This window comes from Cupriavidus sp. SW-Y-13, from assembly GCF_009793345.1.
In the GTDB taxonomy this organism is placed as follows: Bacteria; Pseudomonadota; Gammaproteobacteria; order Burkholderiales; family Burkholderiaceae; genus Cupriavidus.
This window is the reverse complement of sequence record NZ_WHLX01000005.1, coordinates 21,116-37,965: the sequence shown is the minus strand read 5'-3', so window position 1 is coordinate 37,965 and position 16,850 is coordinate 21,116. Positions and strand designations below refer to the sequence as shown.

The following is a 16,850-nucleotide window of genomic DNA, read 5'->3' as shown; positions in this document are numbered from 1 at the left end:
CGAAACGTGCCGCCTGGCCTTGTGAGGCGGCGCGTCTCCTTCCTCTTCTCTCCAACGATGAACGCTAGAAAGTTTCTTCTCACAAATATTCGTCTCGCCGTTGGATTCTGCGGCGTTGCTTTGGCGTCGCGCGCCTTCCGATACTTCGAATACAAGGGCTACTACGCGGCGGATTGGCTAGCCATTCCACGGGAGCTCATGGCCTGCGGCGAGCATTTCCTTGCCGCCATCGGGTTTCCGGCCATGCTGGTAGCAATCAGCTGGTTTTTCTGGGGTGTTGTCCGCTCGCGCACAGTCGCTGTTGATTCTCAGGCGATGAGGCGTGTCGACGACTATGCGGCCGCCGCCTTGATTTTTGTGCAAGTCTTCGTGTACATGGGCTACGCGGCGTATTGGGAATTTGCCTCGCATGGGGCGGTCGGCGCGGTAACGGGCAAGCTGGCCAACCAGTTCGTCTTCGACGTCTACGGGTTGGCACAATACCTTGCCATCATGACTGCCAAGCGCGCATTTGCATTGACGCGGCAGCTCGGTCGCGAGGTTTCCGTTCCGGGCTTCCGGTTCTTCGGCGCTGATGCTGGAAGCTTGCGCGGTGCGACGGTCGCTGACCTCGCACGGTACCACGGTCGCTATCCGCGGCTCGGGCTGTACATCACCATGCATGACGATGAAAGTGGAGAACCGCTTCCGCGACTGGTATTCGTCTCGGGGGGCGAAGAGATTTTCAACCCCCTATGCGGTTCCCCGCTCTGGCTCCATGCAGACCCCGCTGCGGAGTACGGCATCTCACTCGTGGATGCCCTGGCAATCGCGCGCATCAATCGTTGCTGATTCCTGTAACGGCTGCTAAGATTCGTGCACCTACCGCGTCTCAGACGCATCGACACTTCCGGTTGTATAGCCGGACAGCTTTTTTCTTCTCCCACCTACGGGCCTTCCTGCCCGTGGGCATGTTGGCCCTTTTTTCATTTGAGGCCATCATGTTCAAGCGCATCGTTTCGCTTTTCCTTTGCTCGGTCATCTTCACCGGCTGCGCTGTCCAGCAGACGTCTCCGAATGCCTATCGCAGTTCGGAAGCTCTGCGCACTGGCGCCGTTGAAGTTGTCACTGTCGTCCGTGTCCGCCAGGTCACGATCGTCGACAGCGATGGCTACACGTCGGCCAATAGCGGCGTCCCCGGTATCGTTGGGGCGGTCGTGGGTGGCCTGCTCGGTGCCCGTGTCATTGGCGGCGGCAATGGACGTTACATTGCCGGCGCGATGTCCGGCACGGTGTCGGCTGTTGCAGCGCAAGCTGTGGCTAGCCGCATGAACCGCCGCGAAGGCCTGGAAGTCATTGTCCGCAAGGAGAATGGCAGCCAGATCGCCGTCACGCAGGATGCCGACCAACAGTTCGTCACGGGGCAGCAGCTCTACCTCGTGGCGTCCGGTGGCGGTTACCGTCTGACGCGCTAATTCAATCGGGTTCCAGTCGGATCCCCAAATTCTTTCACCTTCCCCGCACGGAGTCCCCGTGCGGGGCTCCGTGCGTCCATCGGAGCTATTTATGCCACCCGTGGCAGACGCACCCCCGAAATTCTCGCCCGTCCTCACCGATGGCAAATCGATTGCAGAGGTCTTGGACCAGATCACAGCGGCCCTCCGGGGTACCGAGCTGGAGCCGGAATGGCTGGATTCCGCCAACTTTCCGGGCGATGGCAACGAAGCCCTGTATGGTCCTAAGCCGGATCGGCCGTGGCCGAAACTCGGCGCACGCGATCGTCTCGCCGTTTCTCTTTACAGAGGGACGTCGGAAGGCTGGATTGTCTATGTTGACCACATCGGCTATGCCGGTGAGGCTCCAAAGCGCACGACAGCCCTGCAAAAGCTCCTGATCGGCAAGACGTTGTCCCAACAGCATGGCTGGGATCTCGTTCGTGCGATCAGTAAATTGCTCGACGTCACCTGACATCGCAGCGTGCATGCCCGAGAGGGCTTGCCCAAGCCCTGAGGCTTCGGCAAGTCGTTTTCACCCGCGTCACTGACGCATCGACCCATGTCCGGCATCGTCCGGACCACCAACCCAGCTGGGACACTCGTCCCATGGGGAAGGGATGTCCCGTCTATATCGAGGCTCCCATGAAAGTCCCCAAGTCCTTTACCCGTCGGCACCAACCGACCAATTCCACAGCCTGCCAGGCAATTCGTCGGGATGCTTGCCGTGTTCTCCGTCGTTTCGCCGGCGACATGGCGCTCAGCCCGCGCGAATACACCATCCGCGAGCATCGCCAGCGTCGTCGCGATGTCAACGTGTTCGCGTTGCATACCGACTCGCTGCTCATCGAGATCCAGCATCCCGCTGGTGCCGAAGGTGGCGTGCTTATGTCCTACCGGACATGCCGCGGTCGCCATGACCTCACCGGCGGCCGAGATAACGCGGTCAGCGTTGATTCGCTGGCCAGCGAGCAAGGCTACGCCAATCTGGTCGCTACGCTGCGCGTGGTGGCCGGCCGGCGCGGCTGAGGAGCTGCTCATGTCGCGCATTGCAAAGGTGGTTTTTCGCGCCACGAACGGGGTCGAAGTCTCCTGTTCGGTCCGGTATGAAGGTTCACAGAATCTCGTCGCCGTGCCGGCGCGTATCACATCGTTGGTCGAGCAGATCGGCGCCAGCGGTGACGAGCATGTGCTTCTGCTTGTCGAGCGCGGCTTCGAATACCCGCTCGTTCGTGACGAAACGGGGGCGTACCGCGTCGACCGCTCGCATGCCACGCGTCCCGGGTTCCTGGACGAGCTCAAATCCTCGGTCATTGCACCGACGAAGGACCAGCGCCTGCAGCATGGCCGCTATTGCCACACGCTGTCGATATCGGCGGTAGTTGGTGCTGTTGGCTACGGAGCAGGCTTGCCTGGTTGGACCGCAACATCCGTCGTGAACTGCGCAAGCCTTCTGGCGTTCGGTGTTGTACTATTCGCCGTAGGCGCTGTCCTCTCTAAAGGAGAAAAGTGATGTTTGGACCATTTGTTCTGTTGCTGGGCCTGCTGATCGCGGCATACATGCTGTGGGCTGACCGCAACGGCCGCCGCATCCACAAGGACTAGCCAATCCCTTCTCAGGAGCCGATTCGTCGGCTCACCGCTTGAACGCACCCCTCGGGGTGCGTTTTTTGTTTTCTACACCCACACGGGCGCCGTCCCGTCGGGACGTCTCCCATCCAAGGATGCATCCCGATGAACAGTACCGTCTATGGCGCAGGCCTGGCCAGCTACCCGGCTGGCGTCCTGCTGCGCGCCAGCGTCTATTCGACCAACCTTCGCGCAGCCATTTCGTTTGTCTGCGCTGATGACGACATGCCCTACGGCGTGCTGTCGGTGAATCTGCCTGATGCCACGCTTGCCGACGACGAGATCCTCGTCACGGACGATTGGATCCTGCCCCTCGACCTCAAGGCTGCCTTGCTTGAAACCGGCAAGTTCGTGCAAACCGGCCGTTGGAACCAGGTCGGCTTTGACCGGGGCGAAGTCTGGCGCATTGTCGATGCCGAAATCCTTACGGAAGTCGCGGCGGCACGTGTTGTGGCCAGTCGTGGCAAAGCCGCGCGGCGCTCGGCCGTCGTCGCCTGACCGATCCCTTCAACCCTTGCGGGCCCATCCCGCAAGGCGGTGGGCCTATGGGAGATTCCCATGCCCATCACCATCGACGGAACCGGTCTGGCCGGATCGCCCGGTCCATTGCACATCGCAGCGGAGGTCTATGCAGTCAACGACCGCCCTGCGTTGTCGCTGGTCGAAATGACGACCGGCGATATCTACGAGACCTTCACCGCTAACGTCCCCAGCGAAACGCTTGCGGACGATGAGGTGATCGTCGGCATCTGGCGCCTGCCTATGTCGACCGTGGTTGCGCTGCTCGACTCAGACTGCCTCCAGCCGACTCGCACGATTGCCGTCGGCAACCTCCGGGGTGCCATCTGGCGCATCACTTCCCCCGAACTGCTACAGGCGATCCACGTCGCGAGAGCGGCAGAGCCTGCATAAGCCATCCCTTCCAACCCTATCGGGGCATGTCCCCGAAGGGGCATGCTCCGTCCTGGAGCCACTATGTACGTCATTCACATCGGCCAGCGCGCCGAACATCGCACGACGCTCGCTGGCGTGCTGCAGTATCTGAACGATGACCGCGACGGCAAGGCTGCGCCGCGTGTCGAAGATATCGCAGTGCGCCACGTTGAACGCGGTGCGATCCCTGTCGAACGACTCGCCAGCGGCAATTTTGCCGTTCGGCCGGCCGGTACCCGCCGTGCCATCCTTTCCCTGATCCTCGACGAGGTTGATCGCTTCATTGTTCGTGTCGGCGGCAAGATCTTGCGCCCCCACGAGATGAGCCGCGCCGCCTGGGGCGCCGTGGTGGCCGCCGGCCGCCTGGCGTACTTTCCGGCAGAAGCCATCGATATGTCCCAAGCCGACGCCGGGCCGCTGTTCCAGACAGTGGACCTCTTCGAAGACCAGGGGGATTTCGACATTACCGACTTCATTTGCGGCGAGTTTTTCCGCCGCTTTGGCTATGGCACGAACGGGCCGTTGTATCACCCGACCGCGCCTCCCAACTGCCGTCACGAAGTCCATGTTGCTTATGCGCTGATGCGTGGCGAAAAGGTGCGCGAATGCATCATCAACACCTATCGCGACAACCCGCATCACGCCCGCTCCGAGTTGTGGATGCGTCCGTTGATCGAGGTGCCGGCGCTGCGCGGGGCATTGTCGCCCAGCGTTCTGCAAGCGCTCTGCCAAACCATGCGCAGCGAGAAGCTGGAAATCACGACACACAACGTCGGCAAGCTGATCGCTGCGCTGCGAGACGTGCCGCGCGACGGGAACTATGTGCACGTCGACGACGCGCTGTACGCGGCCGGCATCCTGCCACCGCGGACCATGCCCACACCCAAGCCTCTGGAGGGAGCGAACGCTCAGCCGGCAACGAAGCTGGCGGCGCGAATTCGCACCCTGATTTGCCAGCGGCGATATCAGGAAGCTGTGGACAGGGCCGGTGCAGAGCGCGAAGCGTTCAACATCAGCCAGCGCGAACTGGATCGACGATTGCGGGCGGCAGTGATCGAGCGTGACGGGTATGGCTACGAGTGGCCCAATCGGGTCGCGCTGGCCGTCATGGAGCGCAATATCGCGGTGGTGCTGGACATCTTCGACGGGCCCAAAGACTGGAACACCGAGTCGAAGCGCGCACTGCGCGATGAGTATGGTGTCGATGTCCTGCAATGCACTTCTGCCGAGCGGCGACGGCGCCTGTTCGACCTGTGCGGATTCTCGCTCGCCGAGCAAGCGGAGTGGGAAGCCCAGGCTGCCATATCAAAAGCGCGCAAGCGGGCTGATAGGGTGGTCGCAGACGCGAAGTCGCGCGCCGAGGGCACGACCTACCGACTCGAAACCGGTCAGGCCATGAACGGGCGCGAGTATGTTGACTTCTGCATCGCTGCGGGCTTCTCGCGGCTCCTCGACGAGCGGCGGGGAAGCGTCACACGCTACTGGATTCACGATCCGGTGAAGCGGATCTCGCGGCCGTTGCGCGCCAAGGACGGTACGCTGGACTACGCGCGCGCGCGCCTCGAGCAAAACGCATCTGAGGCGATTGCATGATTATTACCCCCCCGGCCGTCTTGGCTGGGGGTTTTTTCTCAAATCAGCTACCCAAATGCCGAGCTTTCGACGGGTGCGCGACACCGCTTTCGCGATAGCCTTAGCGATACCGACAGAGCTCTGTTTGCACTGAAAACCGTTCAGTCCAAACCGAGTTTTACCCGCGTCTCCGACGCATCGACCCAAACGCCGGCACGCCGGTTATCTCTTGAAACCGCCCACAGGGACCGCTCCCTGATGGGACGGCTCCGTGGGCATCTCCACGATTCCGATGTACCTCACCTTGCTGTAGCCACGCGGCGCGTTGTCACTCATCGCTGCCGGCGGTGATGGCGAGCGTCTCCCAGGCGACCGCGCTTCCGGCCCGGCCGTCTTTCTCTTCTTTTTTCATTCCCTTTATTTCATTTGCGATCGAAAGCACTGGCTCTCGCTCGCGCTATTCCATTTCTAGGAGCAATCCCATGTCCCATCTCGTTCAAACGATGGCTTACGCTGGCGCAACCCCCTGGCACGGCCTGGGTAACCGGTTGGCCGAGCATCAGCCGCTCGAAGTCTGGGCCGAAGCCGCAGGCATGAACTGGCGCATCGAGGAGACCGACGTGATGTTCCGCGTTGGCACGCATGACCTCGATCCGATCAAGTCGTTCCCTGAGCAGAAGGTGCTGTACCGATCCGACAACGGCAAGCCGCTGTCGACGGTATCGCAGCGGTACCAGGTTGTCCAACCCGCCGAGATCCTAGAATTTTATAGGGACCTTGTTCAGGTAGGCGGATACCAGTTGGAAACGGCTGGTGTGCTGAAGGAGGGCCGCAAGCTCTGGGCGCTCGCGCGCACAGGACAATCGGCCACGCTCAAGGGCGGTGACGAGGTGCGCGGCTACCTGCTGCTGGCCACGGCCTGCGACGGTACGCTGGCCACCACTGCTCAGTTCACCTCGGTTCGCGTGGTGTGCAACAACACGCTGCAGATCGCGTTGGGCCGCAACCGTGGCGCCGTGAAGGTGCCGCACCGTAGCCAGTTCGATCCGCGCGCCGTGAAGGAAGAGCTTGGCATTGCCATTTCGTCGTGGGATGGCTTCATGGCCAACATGCACGAACTGGCCGACCGCAAGGTCAGCCAGGCCGAGACGGAGCGGTTCTTCCAGCGACTCTTCACCTACTCGACTGCCAAGCCCTCGGACAATCCCAAGATGAATGAGCGCGGCCTGAAGGCAGTGCTCAGTCTCTTCGAAGGTAATGGCCGCGGTGCAACGCTGCAATCGGCTGCAGGCACCGCCTGGGGTCTCGTGAACAGCGTGACCGAGTATGTCGATCACCAGCAGCGTGCACGCAACCCTGGCAACCGTCTGGATTCGGCGTGGTTCGGCCCCGGCGCAATTCTCAAGCAGCGCGCTTGGGACGCAGCCCTCGAACTCGCAGCTGACGCGGCCTAAGACCTTCGGGTCTGGAGCCCTTCTACTAAACCCGACCTCAAGCGATCTGCTCCGATGCCGTAGTCTGGTATTGGAGTGGTCGTTTCAGGTATGAAGCCCCGGCTGACCCCGGGGCTTTTTTCTTTTTGGGAACTCCATCGTCTATTACTTACGCCGCATTGAAGCTCATGAGCCGGATTGTTCCATTTGCCAAGATAATCGCGTTGCGCGACGACCTTGCATATGGCAATAGGATTCGACGTGGCTGCGTACGACGGGGAGGGACCAGGGAGCATGCCTTGGAATCCCATCCACTACATATCAAAGTCGACAGGCTGCCGCGACACGGACTTGCCGTTCGCGTTGAAGAGTGGCTATCAAATGTACGACTTCAAGAACAATTCGATTCATTCGATGCTTGGCTCAGAGTTGCTGCGACGCCCGCAAACGGCGCTATCGCAGGGATCTGCATCGAGCAGGACTTGTTGGAGTTTGAACTGCGCCACGGAAAGCGTTACCTCATAGAGGACTACGTGAGGGGTGCACGAAAATTTGATTGCATCATCGACAGCCGCGTACCGCTTGTCGCCTTTCTTGATGCAGCAGACCATCCAGGACCCTGGATCACAGTCAAAAGGCTCTTCACAGTCGAAGAGATCGTCAGCATGAAGCAACTGTAGCGGGAATAAAAAGGGGCCGACACACTCGTGTGTTGGCCCCCTATTTTTGCTTGCTACCTTAGAAAGACGTTGCTTTTGTGCTGCCTTTTCGGGATTTTACGATGAGCACGCTCAGACTTTGGCCTCGATGGTCTCGCTTTCCATCGCTGTCGACGAAGCGATCGTCGCTTCGGTCGCATCCGTGCAAAGCGTCGATGAGACGCGGCTAATTGTGCCATCGAGAGACGCGGAGACGCCTAGGCGTATCGTGCCAGCGTACATGATGCGGCCTTTTACCTTGCCGTTGATATGAAGCGATGTTCTTGCTGCGACGTCGCCCTCAACAGTGCCGTCAATAACGACGTGCTCGCCTTGCACCATACCTCGGACCAGTCCCTCCGCTCCGATGTGTACCAACCCCCGCGATGCGCGTAGGTCTCCATCAATGAGCCCGAAACAACTGATGCCGTGATCTGCAACGATATCTCCGTGGATGCTGAGACCTGGTCGGATGAGGCTGAAATTTGCTGGTTGTGTCATTGGCCAATGCTCTCAGAAAAGGGTGATCTCATTGCCTTGCTGCTTGGTCGGCAATACCGCTTTCACAGGCTGATGAGACGGCGCAGTTTGCTGGACGGGGTGGGGCGCATTCGTGACCTGCGGCTTCTTCGGCGGTAGCTTTACCTCAGGCCGCTGCTCGGCGGGCTGCTCCTGAGTTGTTGTTGCTCGGACGTTCGTGGCTTGGCTCTGCGGCTCGATGACGACCGGTGCGGAGGCTGGATCCGCTGGCTTGCCAGGCACAGCTGCGGAAGCTGCCGGCCACTCGTGGTCCGATGCTGTTACGCCAGTACGGTTTTGTAGCGCAGCTGCCTGCTCGCGCTCTTCCACCGGTTTGCGCTTCTGTGAAGATCCCATCCAGCTCCCAATGCCATAAGCAGCGGCCGCCATAACGAGGACAAGCCCGACCAACAGGGCTTTACGTTGCAACGCGCCGAGGTTCCCCTGACTTTCGCTGGATGTGTTCGGTTGATCCGGGCCGGGGAGAGCGTGAACCCCAGGGGCCATGGAGATGGCGTCGGAAGACTGAACGTCGATGGTAAGGGGCGGCTGAGCGTATTGACTATGAAGCTTCTGCAGTTCTTGAATGTCCATTATTCATGCCTATTCGTTGATCGCCTTATGCTCCGTCAGACAGCTTGCCATCCGGGGAGAATCTGTCGTTATCGGGGATGCAGAGCCGATGAATGGCTCGAATGTGCCGAGCCGCGCCAAGAATGGCGTCGTCTTTTTCTTTGTCGTTGATGGTTTGGGCGACGTAGGCGCCGAGGGCTCGATGTACTAAGCGATCATGCTGGTTCAGCAATCGGATTAGCCGGCCGGCAAGCGGGTGGGTCACAACGATTTGCCGATCACTGAACTTCATGCTGATGTACCGGCGAGGCTTGTCCTCGATCCAGCTTAGCTTTTTGTCCATCCATTGCTGAGCTTCACGGAATGCCTCGTCCAGTGCGAGCGTTTTTGACTTACTAGCAACAGAAAACTTGGCTGCACAAAAGTTGTAGTCGCTGCGAAGGAAGTTCCGTACGAAGTCTGTGCAATAGGCGATTTCTGTGCCGCTATCCGTTTGAGGAACGATCTTCGAGACGCGCGTCTCGCTAAGCATTCGCCGGATCGGCTTCGGGCCCGAGCTGGAGGCAGGGGAAGGTGGCACGTCACCGGATGAAACGACGGGTACCGGGCGCGGTTCACCATCTGGCAGGTGGTGGGAGGGTTCGGCCATGTTCCATGTGTTATAGGATCTCTCTCAGTAACAAATTGTGAGCGAGAATTGGCCGAGACCGCCCCGAGAAAGCTATACGAAATTCGCGAGCTTTTTGACTTTTTTTAGGAGGCCTCTGTGTCAGAATTCAATCACACCTCGCGTCTCTGACGCATCGACCCCGACTCCTCGTGAGTCCATCTGTTGAATCAAGTCGTGCTTCTGTGCACGCGCCGACTGGTTGGCTACCAGTGTGGATACTTCTTGTGCTAAGTGTTTTCGCCGAACACTTCCCCCTCATCAGCTCGTAATACGCGTTCCTTGCTGTGCCTCTTCATGAGCGCACGCAGGACACCGTTCGAGCCTGGGACCATGTGGAGCTCTCTCAAAGGCCCCTCCTAGGCAGAACGGCAGACGTCGAGCCGATCCGTGAACCTGCGGCCGAACCTGTGGGTTCGCGAAAAGGGTTGTTGTGCAGCGTGACCATGCTGCACGAGGGCGACTTTACGTCCTCAACATAGAGCAGCGCGCATTCGTGCGCCGCTCCCTCGATGCCACGCCCCCGGAAGGGGCGTGGCGTTGCAGGTTCCTGTCTAACAAAGCTCGCTGCCGGCGCAAACCGGGGCGGGCTTTTTTTGTTTCTGGATGAGAGACCTCGATTCCAGGAGCACCCGATGCACCACCAGAACGCCGAGATTTCCGCCGCCATCGCGGCAACGCTGAACCTGCGCCGTCCCGAATATAAGGACATGCCGCAGGCGTGGCGGGCACTTTGTGAGGCGGCTCACGTCGCCGGTCTACCGGAAGCCGCGAGAGCGAACTTCCTCAATCTAGTAACGACCCAGCGCGGGGCAGACACAGCCTTGCGCCTTCGGGAGCATGCTGCGTCCATCCGGGCGAATGTCGTTCGTTTCCTTGATAGGAGAAAGAGCGAATGCATGCACCCATCACCTACAGCGAGCCCGGCGGACGCCGAAGCCTGCTAGAAGAGCGGCCCATGCGGCCGCCTGTCATTGGCAAGATCCGGCCCGGCATCAAGGTCCTGACCAGAGCTGCGCGCGACAAGCCCGAAGCCGTGAGGATTCACGATGCCGGACTGGCCAGAGGCGAGAGCTTCGAGCGCATTTCGGCCGACATCACCAGGGCGACTGGCATCAAGACGCCGATGGTTCCAAAAAACGTCCCGTGGTTCACCTGCCGGGGTTCTGACTTCGCCAACCCGGCGCTGGCGCAAGACATCGTGCAGCGCTACGGCGAGGACCGAAATGATGGTCACGGACGGCGACTCTGGCGCTTTCCGTTGGTCTTTGCGTTCGACGATTGGCTGAGCAACATGCCCAACCAACTCGTTGCATGGACGAAGAGCGGCAGGCAGTACTTCTCGGAGTACGGCCCTGACGGCAGGCGCTACTGCAAGATGTACGCTGCGCCCGTCCGCGATGCGCGGGCCGACCGTGCAAAGCGCACGTGGAACGGCCGCACCGTCATCCTGCGTCAGGACGAACACATCCAGGATGGCATTTGCGATCCGCAGGAGTGCCCACAGTACCAAGCCGGTAACTGTAACCTCTCGGCCAGTTTCTTTTTTGCCGTGCCCTCCGCTATTGGCCTCGGTCTGATCGAAATGCCCACGACCTCGATTTACGTTCTGCAAAAGGCTCACGCCGCCATGCAGACCGTTTTCATGGCTCGCGGCAAGCTGGTCGGCATCAAGTTCTGGATGTCGAAACAGGAGATCGAGATCAGCCGCATCGATGACTCCGGTCAGCCAGTGCGCCAGATGCAATGGCTCATCACGCTCGACGCGGAGATCGACATCGCTGCGTTGCTTGATGGTTCGGACAGGCGCCCGCCGGCATTGGAGATGGCAGAACAGGCCGCCTCGATGCTCGAAGGCGACCGGGAAGATCCTCTGCCAGATGACGGCCAGGCCGATGACGCCACCATTACGCCGCAGGCCGGCGCAACGGAGATTGGCGTAGATCAGGCCGCTAGCTCGGCACCCGCGTCCGATACGGCGGGTACCGAGAACCTGGAGAGCGAATACCTCGATCTCGTGAAGCGCCTTGGGCTCAACAGCGAGGATGGCACCCGCCAGCTGAAAGCCTTTGCAGCGGCGACCTTCGGACGTGGCTGGTCCAAGCGGGATCAGGATGTGCGGCGGTTCTTGGCTGAACTTCGCACTGCGCTGGCCAATCCGATGGCATTCCGTGAGCAGGTGGCGGCCATCGCCGCCGACGTCGCTACGTAACTATCGCCAGCCTTGTGCCGGCAGTTGAGGGAAGCCCACGGGCTTCCCTTTCTTCTTTCTTGCCGCATGCCGGCACATTCCCTTGGAGGTTCCACAATGCTCAACGATGGCGAAAGCCTGTTGGCTGCGCATTTCTCTGATTTGCACTACTCCCCTGGTCATCTGGCCGAGGCGGATCGTTGTTTTGGCTTCGCTGTAGAGGACGCGATCGCAAGTCGCTGCCAGGTGGCTGTGGTGTCGGGCGATTCGACCGACCACCGGCTCGATGCCCACACGCCGGCACTCTCGGCGCTGGCGCGGCGCATCCATCAGTTGTCGGCCCACTTGCCGGTCATCATGCTGCAAGGGACCTTTAGCCACGAACCGCCCGGCACGCTGGATCTGTTTCGACTGATCGGCGCAAGTTATCCCGTGTACGTTGCGGATCGGATTCACCAGGTCGCGCTCGTTGGCGGGGCTTTCTTTCCAAGCGATGGAGCGATTTTCAGCCAGGTTGAAATGGACCGGCTGCTGACACAGCACGGTCTGCCGGACGTTGTGTTCACCTGCGTGCCAACGGTCAACAAGGCTGTGTTGGCGGCCGCGGCTGGCGTGGCAAACGCTGCGACGGCGGTGGGTAATCACCTGGCTGACTATCTGGCGGCTGCGGGTGCTGTGAATCGTCAATGGCGGTCGCAGGGCGTTCGCACGATTGGTGTTTCACACGGTACCGTCAACGGTTGCCAGACGGAGCACGGCGTGCCGATGGCCGGACTCGACCACGAGTTCACTATCGGGGCACTGTTCGAGGCCAGCTGCGACGCGTTCATGCTTGGCCACATTCACCGGGCCCAGCAGTGGGAACGTGAGGGCAGGGTGGTTGCCTACCCGGGCTCAATCGGACGGTTCCACTACGGCGAGATCGGAGCGAAGGGGTATCTGCAGTGGCAGGTTTCACCGGGAGAGGCGGTAGCCACCCAGGTGAAGACGCCGGCGAGCGAGGCCGTCTGCATCGACTTCGACGGGCCGCCTGACATGGCAAAGCTTGCCGAGATTGCTGCCGATGCTGCCCACAAGTACGTGCGCGTGCGGTGGACAGTCAACGAGGAGCATCGTCAACTGGTGGATCGTGAGGCCATCGAAGCGGTCTTCGCTGCCAGTGCGGAAGTCAAGCTGGAAGCACGTGTGCTGCCGGCTGTCCGCAGTCGCGCCGAAGGTATCAGTCGGGCCGCAACATTGTCCGAGAAGGTTGGACGATGGTGCGAACTGACGGGCGTCGACGCGAATCCGTTGCTGGACAATCTTTCGATGCTGGAAAACCTCGACGCACAGGCGATTGCCGATCAAGTGCTTGCTGGTCTTGCGGAGACGTCCATCCCTGTAACGCAGGAGGTCCGCGTTGTGGAAGCTGCCGCGCTGCCCTTCATTGCGAAACTGAGCGAGTTGGACCTGGATGAAACCGCCGTCGCACCCGAGGCGACGTCTGCCTTGTTGGAATCGCTAGCGGAGCCGGTAGCACCCATTGCCACCGCGGCGGCGCCAATGAACTGGTTGACCGACGATCTTTTTGCGTAGCGATACGCCAATCCCTAGAACATTGCGAAAGCCATGTTCCGACAGCCTTTGAGGTTGTCGAAAACTGGTTTTACCCGCGTCCCTGACGCATCGACCCCGCAGTATCCATTTCTTTTCTATCTACCCAGACGGGTGCTTCCCGTCCGGGCGCACTCCGTCCGACTCTGGAGTGCTCAACATGATTCTCTACCCGGCTGGTCCCCAATGGCTCTTCATTGAAGAGACCTTTATCAACCGCTCGGACATGGCCAAGCGCCTTTGCGAGCAGCACGGCTTTACGCAGTGCATGATGTATGAGCCGTTCGGCCCAGGCCGCGGCGCTGTGATCGCCAAGCGCGACCACATGCTGGTGATGGCCTTGGGTGAGGCGGGTGGCAACACCTTCTTTGCCGTGGCGCCGTCCAAGGAACTGCAGGAATTGATCTGGTCGTTCTCCAACGGCCTGGCATCACAGTGGAGCGAGCTGGAACTGCGAGCCCTCACCGGCCATCAGGACTGGGACGCCGTGATGAAGCTCGCAGGCAAGCAATTTTCAACAGCGCGTCGCTCCGTCGAACGTGCGGTCGCCGGTAAGCCTGAGCAAGATGCACCTTCGCTGCCCGATGTGCCGCAATGGGACGAGAGCGCGATGGAAGTACCGTCCGACTATCTCCATTCTTTCAACGGCTCGGAGGTGTCCGAATGCGCCCACTGAAGCTGACGCTTGCCGGATTCCACGGGATCCGCGATGGTATGCATCGTGATAGCGTCACCGTCGACCTGTCGACGCTGCCCGGCGGCCTGATCGCCCTTGTCGGCCCCAACGGGGCAGGGAAGACGACGATCATGGATAACCTGCATCCGTTTCCTATCATGCCGAGCCACGCGAGCAAGATGTCGGCCGACGCGTTCTCGTACTGGGACCATCTCTGCGCCCCGCGCGCAGAGAAGGACCTGGAATGGGAGCATGGCGGCAAGACGTACCGCTCCGCGTTCGCTTTTCGTAACCCTGGCAAGAGCCGGAAGGCCGAGTATTACCTGTTTGAGAAGCACGCCGATGGCGATTGGAAGCCGGTGCAACTGGCCGACGGCACGCTGTCGGACGGCAAGGCGGACACCTACAACCGGTGTCTCGAAACCGTCTTGGGGTCTCTCGAGGCGTTCTTCACCAGCGTTTTTTCTGCTCAAAACAGGCGGCCGCTCGCCAGCTATCAACCTAGCGAGATCAAGAAGCTGCTCGCCGAGCTGCTCGGGATCGATCACTTGCGCGACTTGTCGGCGAAGGCAGGCGAGGTCGCCAAGCTGCTTACCCGCTCGCTCGACACCCTGCAGCGCGACGTGCTGACCCTCACGGGCAAGCGCGATCGGGCAGTGGTCGTGGCGCGCGAGATCCGGCAGATGGGTGAAGGCCTGGACGCCGAGCGAAATGCACGTGACAGCGAAACAGCGAAGGGTGCGAAGCTGCTGCAGGAGCGCGCGACGCTGGCGGCGAAGCAGGCCGCCAATGCCGGTACCGAAGCGCGGTTGCGGGAACTGAACCAGCGCAAGGGCGAGTTGGACCAGCGTGCAACATCGCTGACCAACGATGAACAGGTCGCCGCCGGACGTGTTACGACACGCCGGCGCGATTTGGATCGGCAAGTGGCAGGCCATCGTGCGGTATTGGCGGAGGCCGCAGACATTGAGGCGGCATCCGGCGAACGAGACGTTCTGCAACTGGCTATTGGCCGGAGGCAGGACGAAATTGCCAGCCAGCGCGCGATCGTGGAGAAGCTCGACGCCGTTCAGGTCGAGCACGCGGCGCTGAGTACAGAGCTCAAGGGCCTGGAGCAGCAAGGCGTTGCAGGTGCGAAGTTGGCCGATTCGTTGAAGCTGCAAGCCGAGGTCATCGAAGCGGTCCCATGCCGTGATGATCCCATGCACGCCACGTGTCCGTTACTGGCACACGCTCGTAATGCCAAGGTGAAGCTCGGAGAGCAGGTGGTGTCGGTGAAAGCACTGCGCGAAAGCTATCGAAAGAAGCTGGAGCAGGTGCAATCGATGCAAGGTTCGCTATCTGAGCGTGCCACGGCACGCGCTGCACTGTCGGCATTGGAGGCTCACCTGGTTCGTGATCAGCAACTGCTGCAGCGACTCACGGCAATGGCTGCCAAGAAGCCGTTGCTGGACGCCGCGCGTGAAGGACTGGCGCAGGCCGAACGCGATCTGACGGCATTGAGCGAGGAGGATGCGTCACGCATTGAGCGCCACAAGCGCGATATCGCGGACGTGCAATCCCAAGTCGAAGCGGTGCGTCGGGAACTGGCGACGCTGGCCACGGAGGACGTGACCGGCATACTGGCCCACATGGACCGCCAGATTGCCGCCAGCCGGGAGGCTGTCGCTGCGATTGCCGGCCGGATTGAAGCGTTGATTCGGCAGGAGAGCATGCTCGTGTCCGAGCGCGAGCGTCTGGATGTTGAGCTTGTCGGCATGCCGAACCTCGAAGCCAAGGCGCAGGCGCTGTCCGACCAGATTGCGCAGTGGAAGCTGCTCGCGAAGGGCCTGGGCAACGATGGCGTGATCGCGCTGTCTATCGATGACGCGGGCCCGGCGATCACTCAGATCGTCAATGACTTGCTCCTGGCCTGCTACGGACCGCGATTCACCATCGCGATCCAGACACAGACAGCGCTGGCCAGCGGCGAACTGCGCGAGGGCTTCTCTATCAACGTGATCGACGCTGACAACGACACCACGAAGGAGTTTGGCGTGATGTCGGGTGGGCAAAAGGTCTGGATCAACGAGTGCCTGACGCGCGGAATCGCCCTGTATCGGGCGCAGGATGCGCAGCAGCCTTTCCAGACGTTGTTCACCGATGAAGCGGATGGCCCATTGGATCCGGAGCGCAAGCGCGCCTTCATGAAGATGAAGCGCGAGGTGCTGCGGGTCGGCGGTTATGAGCGGGAGTACTTTATCTCGCAGACGCCAGACCTGGTGGACGACGCCGATGGCGTCATCGATGTCGTTGCGCTGGCGCTGCAGTAGGTCCGGCGCCATTCGTTAACCACATGCCCGCTTCCCGAAAGGGAGCGGGCATTTCTTTTGTCTCCAATGTCTAAGGAATGTCTTGAAGATGTCTTCGCCCAACTCCGGGCCGAGGGCATCGAGAGCTACTGCCAACAGATCTGCGGCGGCGGCTACTGCGGCACTGGACCAGTTTGCCAGTACGGCATCGATGCCAAGACTGAAATGCCGGTTGGCTTTTATCCCCCTTCCGAAGGGCTGCTCTTGAGCGCCCTCGATCCGTTAATCATTCAGGCATAGCCCAGTTACACCGAAAACATGTCTAAGGTATTCGTCACGGCCGAAGAGGCTGAAAAGTTGCTGCCGCGGCGCCGGAAGATCCACACGTTTATCCGCATCTTTGGATGGCAGGGTGACAACATGGATCGCGAGGCGCTGCTAAAAGTGTTCCAGTCTGCCAAGAACGTTGAGGTCTCCCAAGACGCCGCCTGCTTCGATCACTACCTTGCGGTAAAGATCGACGGCATGGTGACGTACATCGAGACCAACCTGAAGGCGCTGGCCAAGTTCGGTCTGCTGCCTCCCGGCCGCAAAGCCGCCTGA

Annotated in this window: 18 protein-coding genes; 15 read left to right on the top strand and 3 right to left on the bottom strand. The window is 60.7% G+C overall.

Features of this window, described 5'->3' with window-relative positions; translation table 11 throughout:
* Positions 1 to 57 precede the first annotated feature (57 nt).
* From GA566_RS31755 to GA566_RS31710, 10 genes are all read left to right on the top strand, one after another.
* Positions 58 to 831 carry a hypothetical protein gene (locus GA566_RS31755; RefSeq protein ID WP_137924287.1) on the top strand — a complete coding sequence of 258 codons (774 nt, stop codon included), beginning with the start codon at positions 58 to 60 and terminating at the stop codon, positions 829 to 831.
* A gap of 149 nt (positions 832 to 980) precedes the next feature.
* Complete coding sequence (locus tag GA566_RS31750; protein ID WP_237380987.1) at positions 981 to 1,454, top strand: glycine zipper 2TM domain-containing protein; 474 nt, start codon at positions 981 to 983, stop codon at positions 1,452 to 1,454.
* Positions 1,455 to 1,617: 163 nt separating this feature from the next.
* Positions 1,618 to 1,947: a hypothetical protein gene (locus GA566_RS31745; RefSeq protein ID WP_237380986.1), complete on the top strand. Its 330-nt coding sequence runs from the start codon at positions 1,618 to 1,620 to the stop codon at positions 1,945 to 1,947.
* 278 nt (positions 1,948 to 2,225) lie between these two features.
* Positions 2,226 to 2,501, top strand: a complete 276-nt coding sequence (locus tag GA566_RS31740) for a hypothetical protein (RefSeq protein WP_237380985.1) — start codon at positions 2,226 to 2,228, stop codon at positions 2,499 to 2,501.
* Positions 2,502 to 2,511: 10 nt separating this feature from the next.
* On the top strand, positions 2,512 to 2,985 hold the full coding sequence (locus GA566_RS31735; protein WP_137924291.1) for a hypothetical protein: 474 nt from the start codon (positions 2,512 to 2,514) through the stop codon (positions 2,983 to 2,985).
* A 221-nt stretch (positions 2,986 to 3,206) separates the two neighbouring features.
* Positions 3,207 to 3,599, top strand: coding sequence for a hypothetical protein (locus GA566_RS31730; RefSeq protein WP_137924292.1), 393 nt, complete (start codon positions 3,207 to 3,209; stop codon positions 3,597 to 3,599).
* A 60-nt stretch (positions 3,600 to 3,659) separates the two neighbouring features.
* Positions 3,660 to 4,013 carry a hypothetical protein gene (locus GA566_RS31725; RefSeq protein WP_137924293.1) on the top strand — a complete coding sequence of 118 codons (354 nt, stop codon included), beginning with the start codon at positions 3,660 to 3,662 and terminating at the stop codon, positions 4,011 to 4,013.
* 63 nt (positions 4,014 to 4,076) lie between these two features.
* The gene (locus tag GA566_RS31720) at positions 4,077 to 5,627 is read left to right on the top strand and encodes a hypothetical protein (RefSeq protein WP_137924294.1); all 1,551 of its coding nucleotides are present in this window, start codon (positions 4,077 to 4,079) and stop codon (positions 5,625 to 5,627) included.
* 461 nt (positions 5,628 to 6,088) lie between these two features.
* Positions 6,089 to 7,060, top strand: coding sequence for a DUF932 domain-containing protein (locus tag GA566_RS31715; protein ID WP_160475173.1), 972 nt, complete (start codon positions 6,089 to 6,091; stop codon positions 7,058 to 7,060).
* Between the two features lie 278 nt (positions 7,061 to 7,338).
* Positions 7,339 to 7,719: a hypothetical protein gene (locus GA566_RS31710; RefSeq protein WP_137924296.1), complete on the top strand. Its 381-nt coding sequence runs from the start codon at positions 7,339 to 7,341 to the stop codon at positions 7,717 to 7,719.
* 111 nt (positions 7,720 to 7,830) lie between these two features.
* Here the strand turns inward: GA566_RS31710 and GA566_RS31705 are convergent, their stop codons facing one another.
* From GA566_RS31705 to GA566_RS31695, 3 genes are read right to left on the bottom strand one after another with little or no spacing between them, the layout of a single operon-like run.
* The gene (locus GA566_RS31705) at positions 7,831 to 8,238 is read right to left on the bottom strand and encodes a polymer-forming cytoskeletal protein (protein ID WP_137924297.1); all 408 of its coding nucleotides are present in this window, start codon (positions 8,236 to 8,238) and stop codon (positions 7,831 to 7,833) included.
* A 12-nt stretch (positions 8,239 to 8,250) separates the two neighbouring features.
* Positions 8,251 to 8,850, bottom strand: coding sequence for a hypothetical protein (locus GA566_RS31700; RefSeq protein WP_137924298.1), 600 nt, complete (start codon positions 8,848 to 8,850; stop codon positions 8,251 to 8,253).
* 25 nt (positions 8,851 to 8,875) lie between these two features.
* A complete protein-coding gene (locus tag GA566_RS31695; RefSeq protein ID WP_137924299.1) occupies positions 8,876 to 9,478 on the bottom strand; it encodes a hypothetical protein in 603 nt (200 codons plus the stop codon).
* A 913-nt stretch (positions 9,479 to 10,391) separates the two neighbouring features.
* Between GA566_RS31695 and GA566_RS31690 the strand changes: the two genes are divergently transcribed.
* The 5 genes from GA566_RS31690 to GA566_RS31670 all read left to right on the top strand — a co-directional run bounded on the left by GA566_RS31690 (position 10,392) and on the right by GA566_RS31670 (position 16,850).
* Complete coding sequence (locus GA566_RS31690) at positions 10,392 to 11,708, top strand: hypothetical protein (RefSeq protein WP_370459395.1); 1,317 nt, start codon at positions 10,392 to 10,394, stop codon at positions 11,706 to 11,708.
* A gap of 96 nt (positions 11,709 to 11,804) precedes the next feature.
* The gene (locus GA566_RS31685; RefSeq protein ID WP_137924301.1) at positions 11,805 to 13,262 is read left to right on the top strand and encodes a metallophosphatase family protein; all 1,458 of its coding nucleotides are present in this window, start codon (positions 11,805 to 11,807) and stop codon (positions 13,260 to 13,262) included.
* Positions 13,263 to 13,440: 178 nt separating this feature from the next.
* Positions 13,441 to 13,956 (top strand): hypothetical protein, encoded by a 516-nt coding sequence (locus GA566_RS31680; protein WP_137924302.1) that lies wholly within the window; start codon positions 13,441 to 13,443, stop codon positions 13,954 to 13,956.
* A complete protein-coding gene (locus GA566_RS31675) occupies positions 13,944 to 16,268 on the top strand; it encodes an AAA family ATPase (protein ID WP_137924303.1) in 2,325 nt (774 codons plus the stop codon). Before GA566_RS31680 ends, GA566_RS31675 begins: the two co-directional genes overlap by 13 nt.
* A 297-nt stretch (positions 16,269 to 16,565) precedes the next feature.
* The gene (locus GA566_RS31670) at positions 16,566 to 16,850 is read left to right on the top strand and encodes a hypothetical protein (protein WP_137924304.1); all 285 of its coding nucleotides are present in this window, start codon (positions 16,566 to 16,568) and stop codon (positions 16,848 to 16,850) included.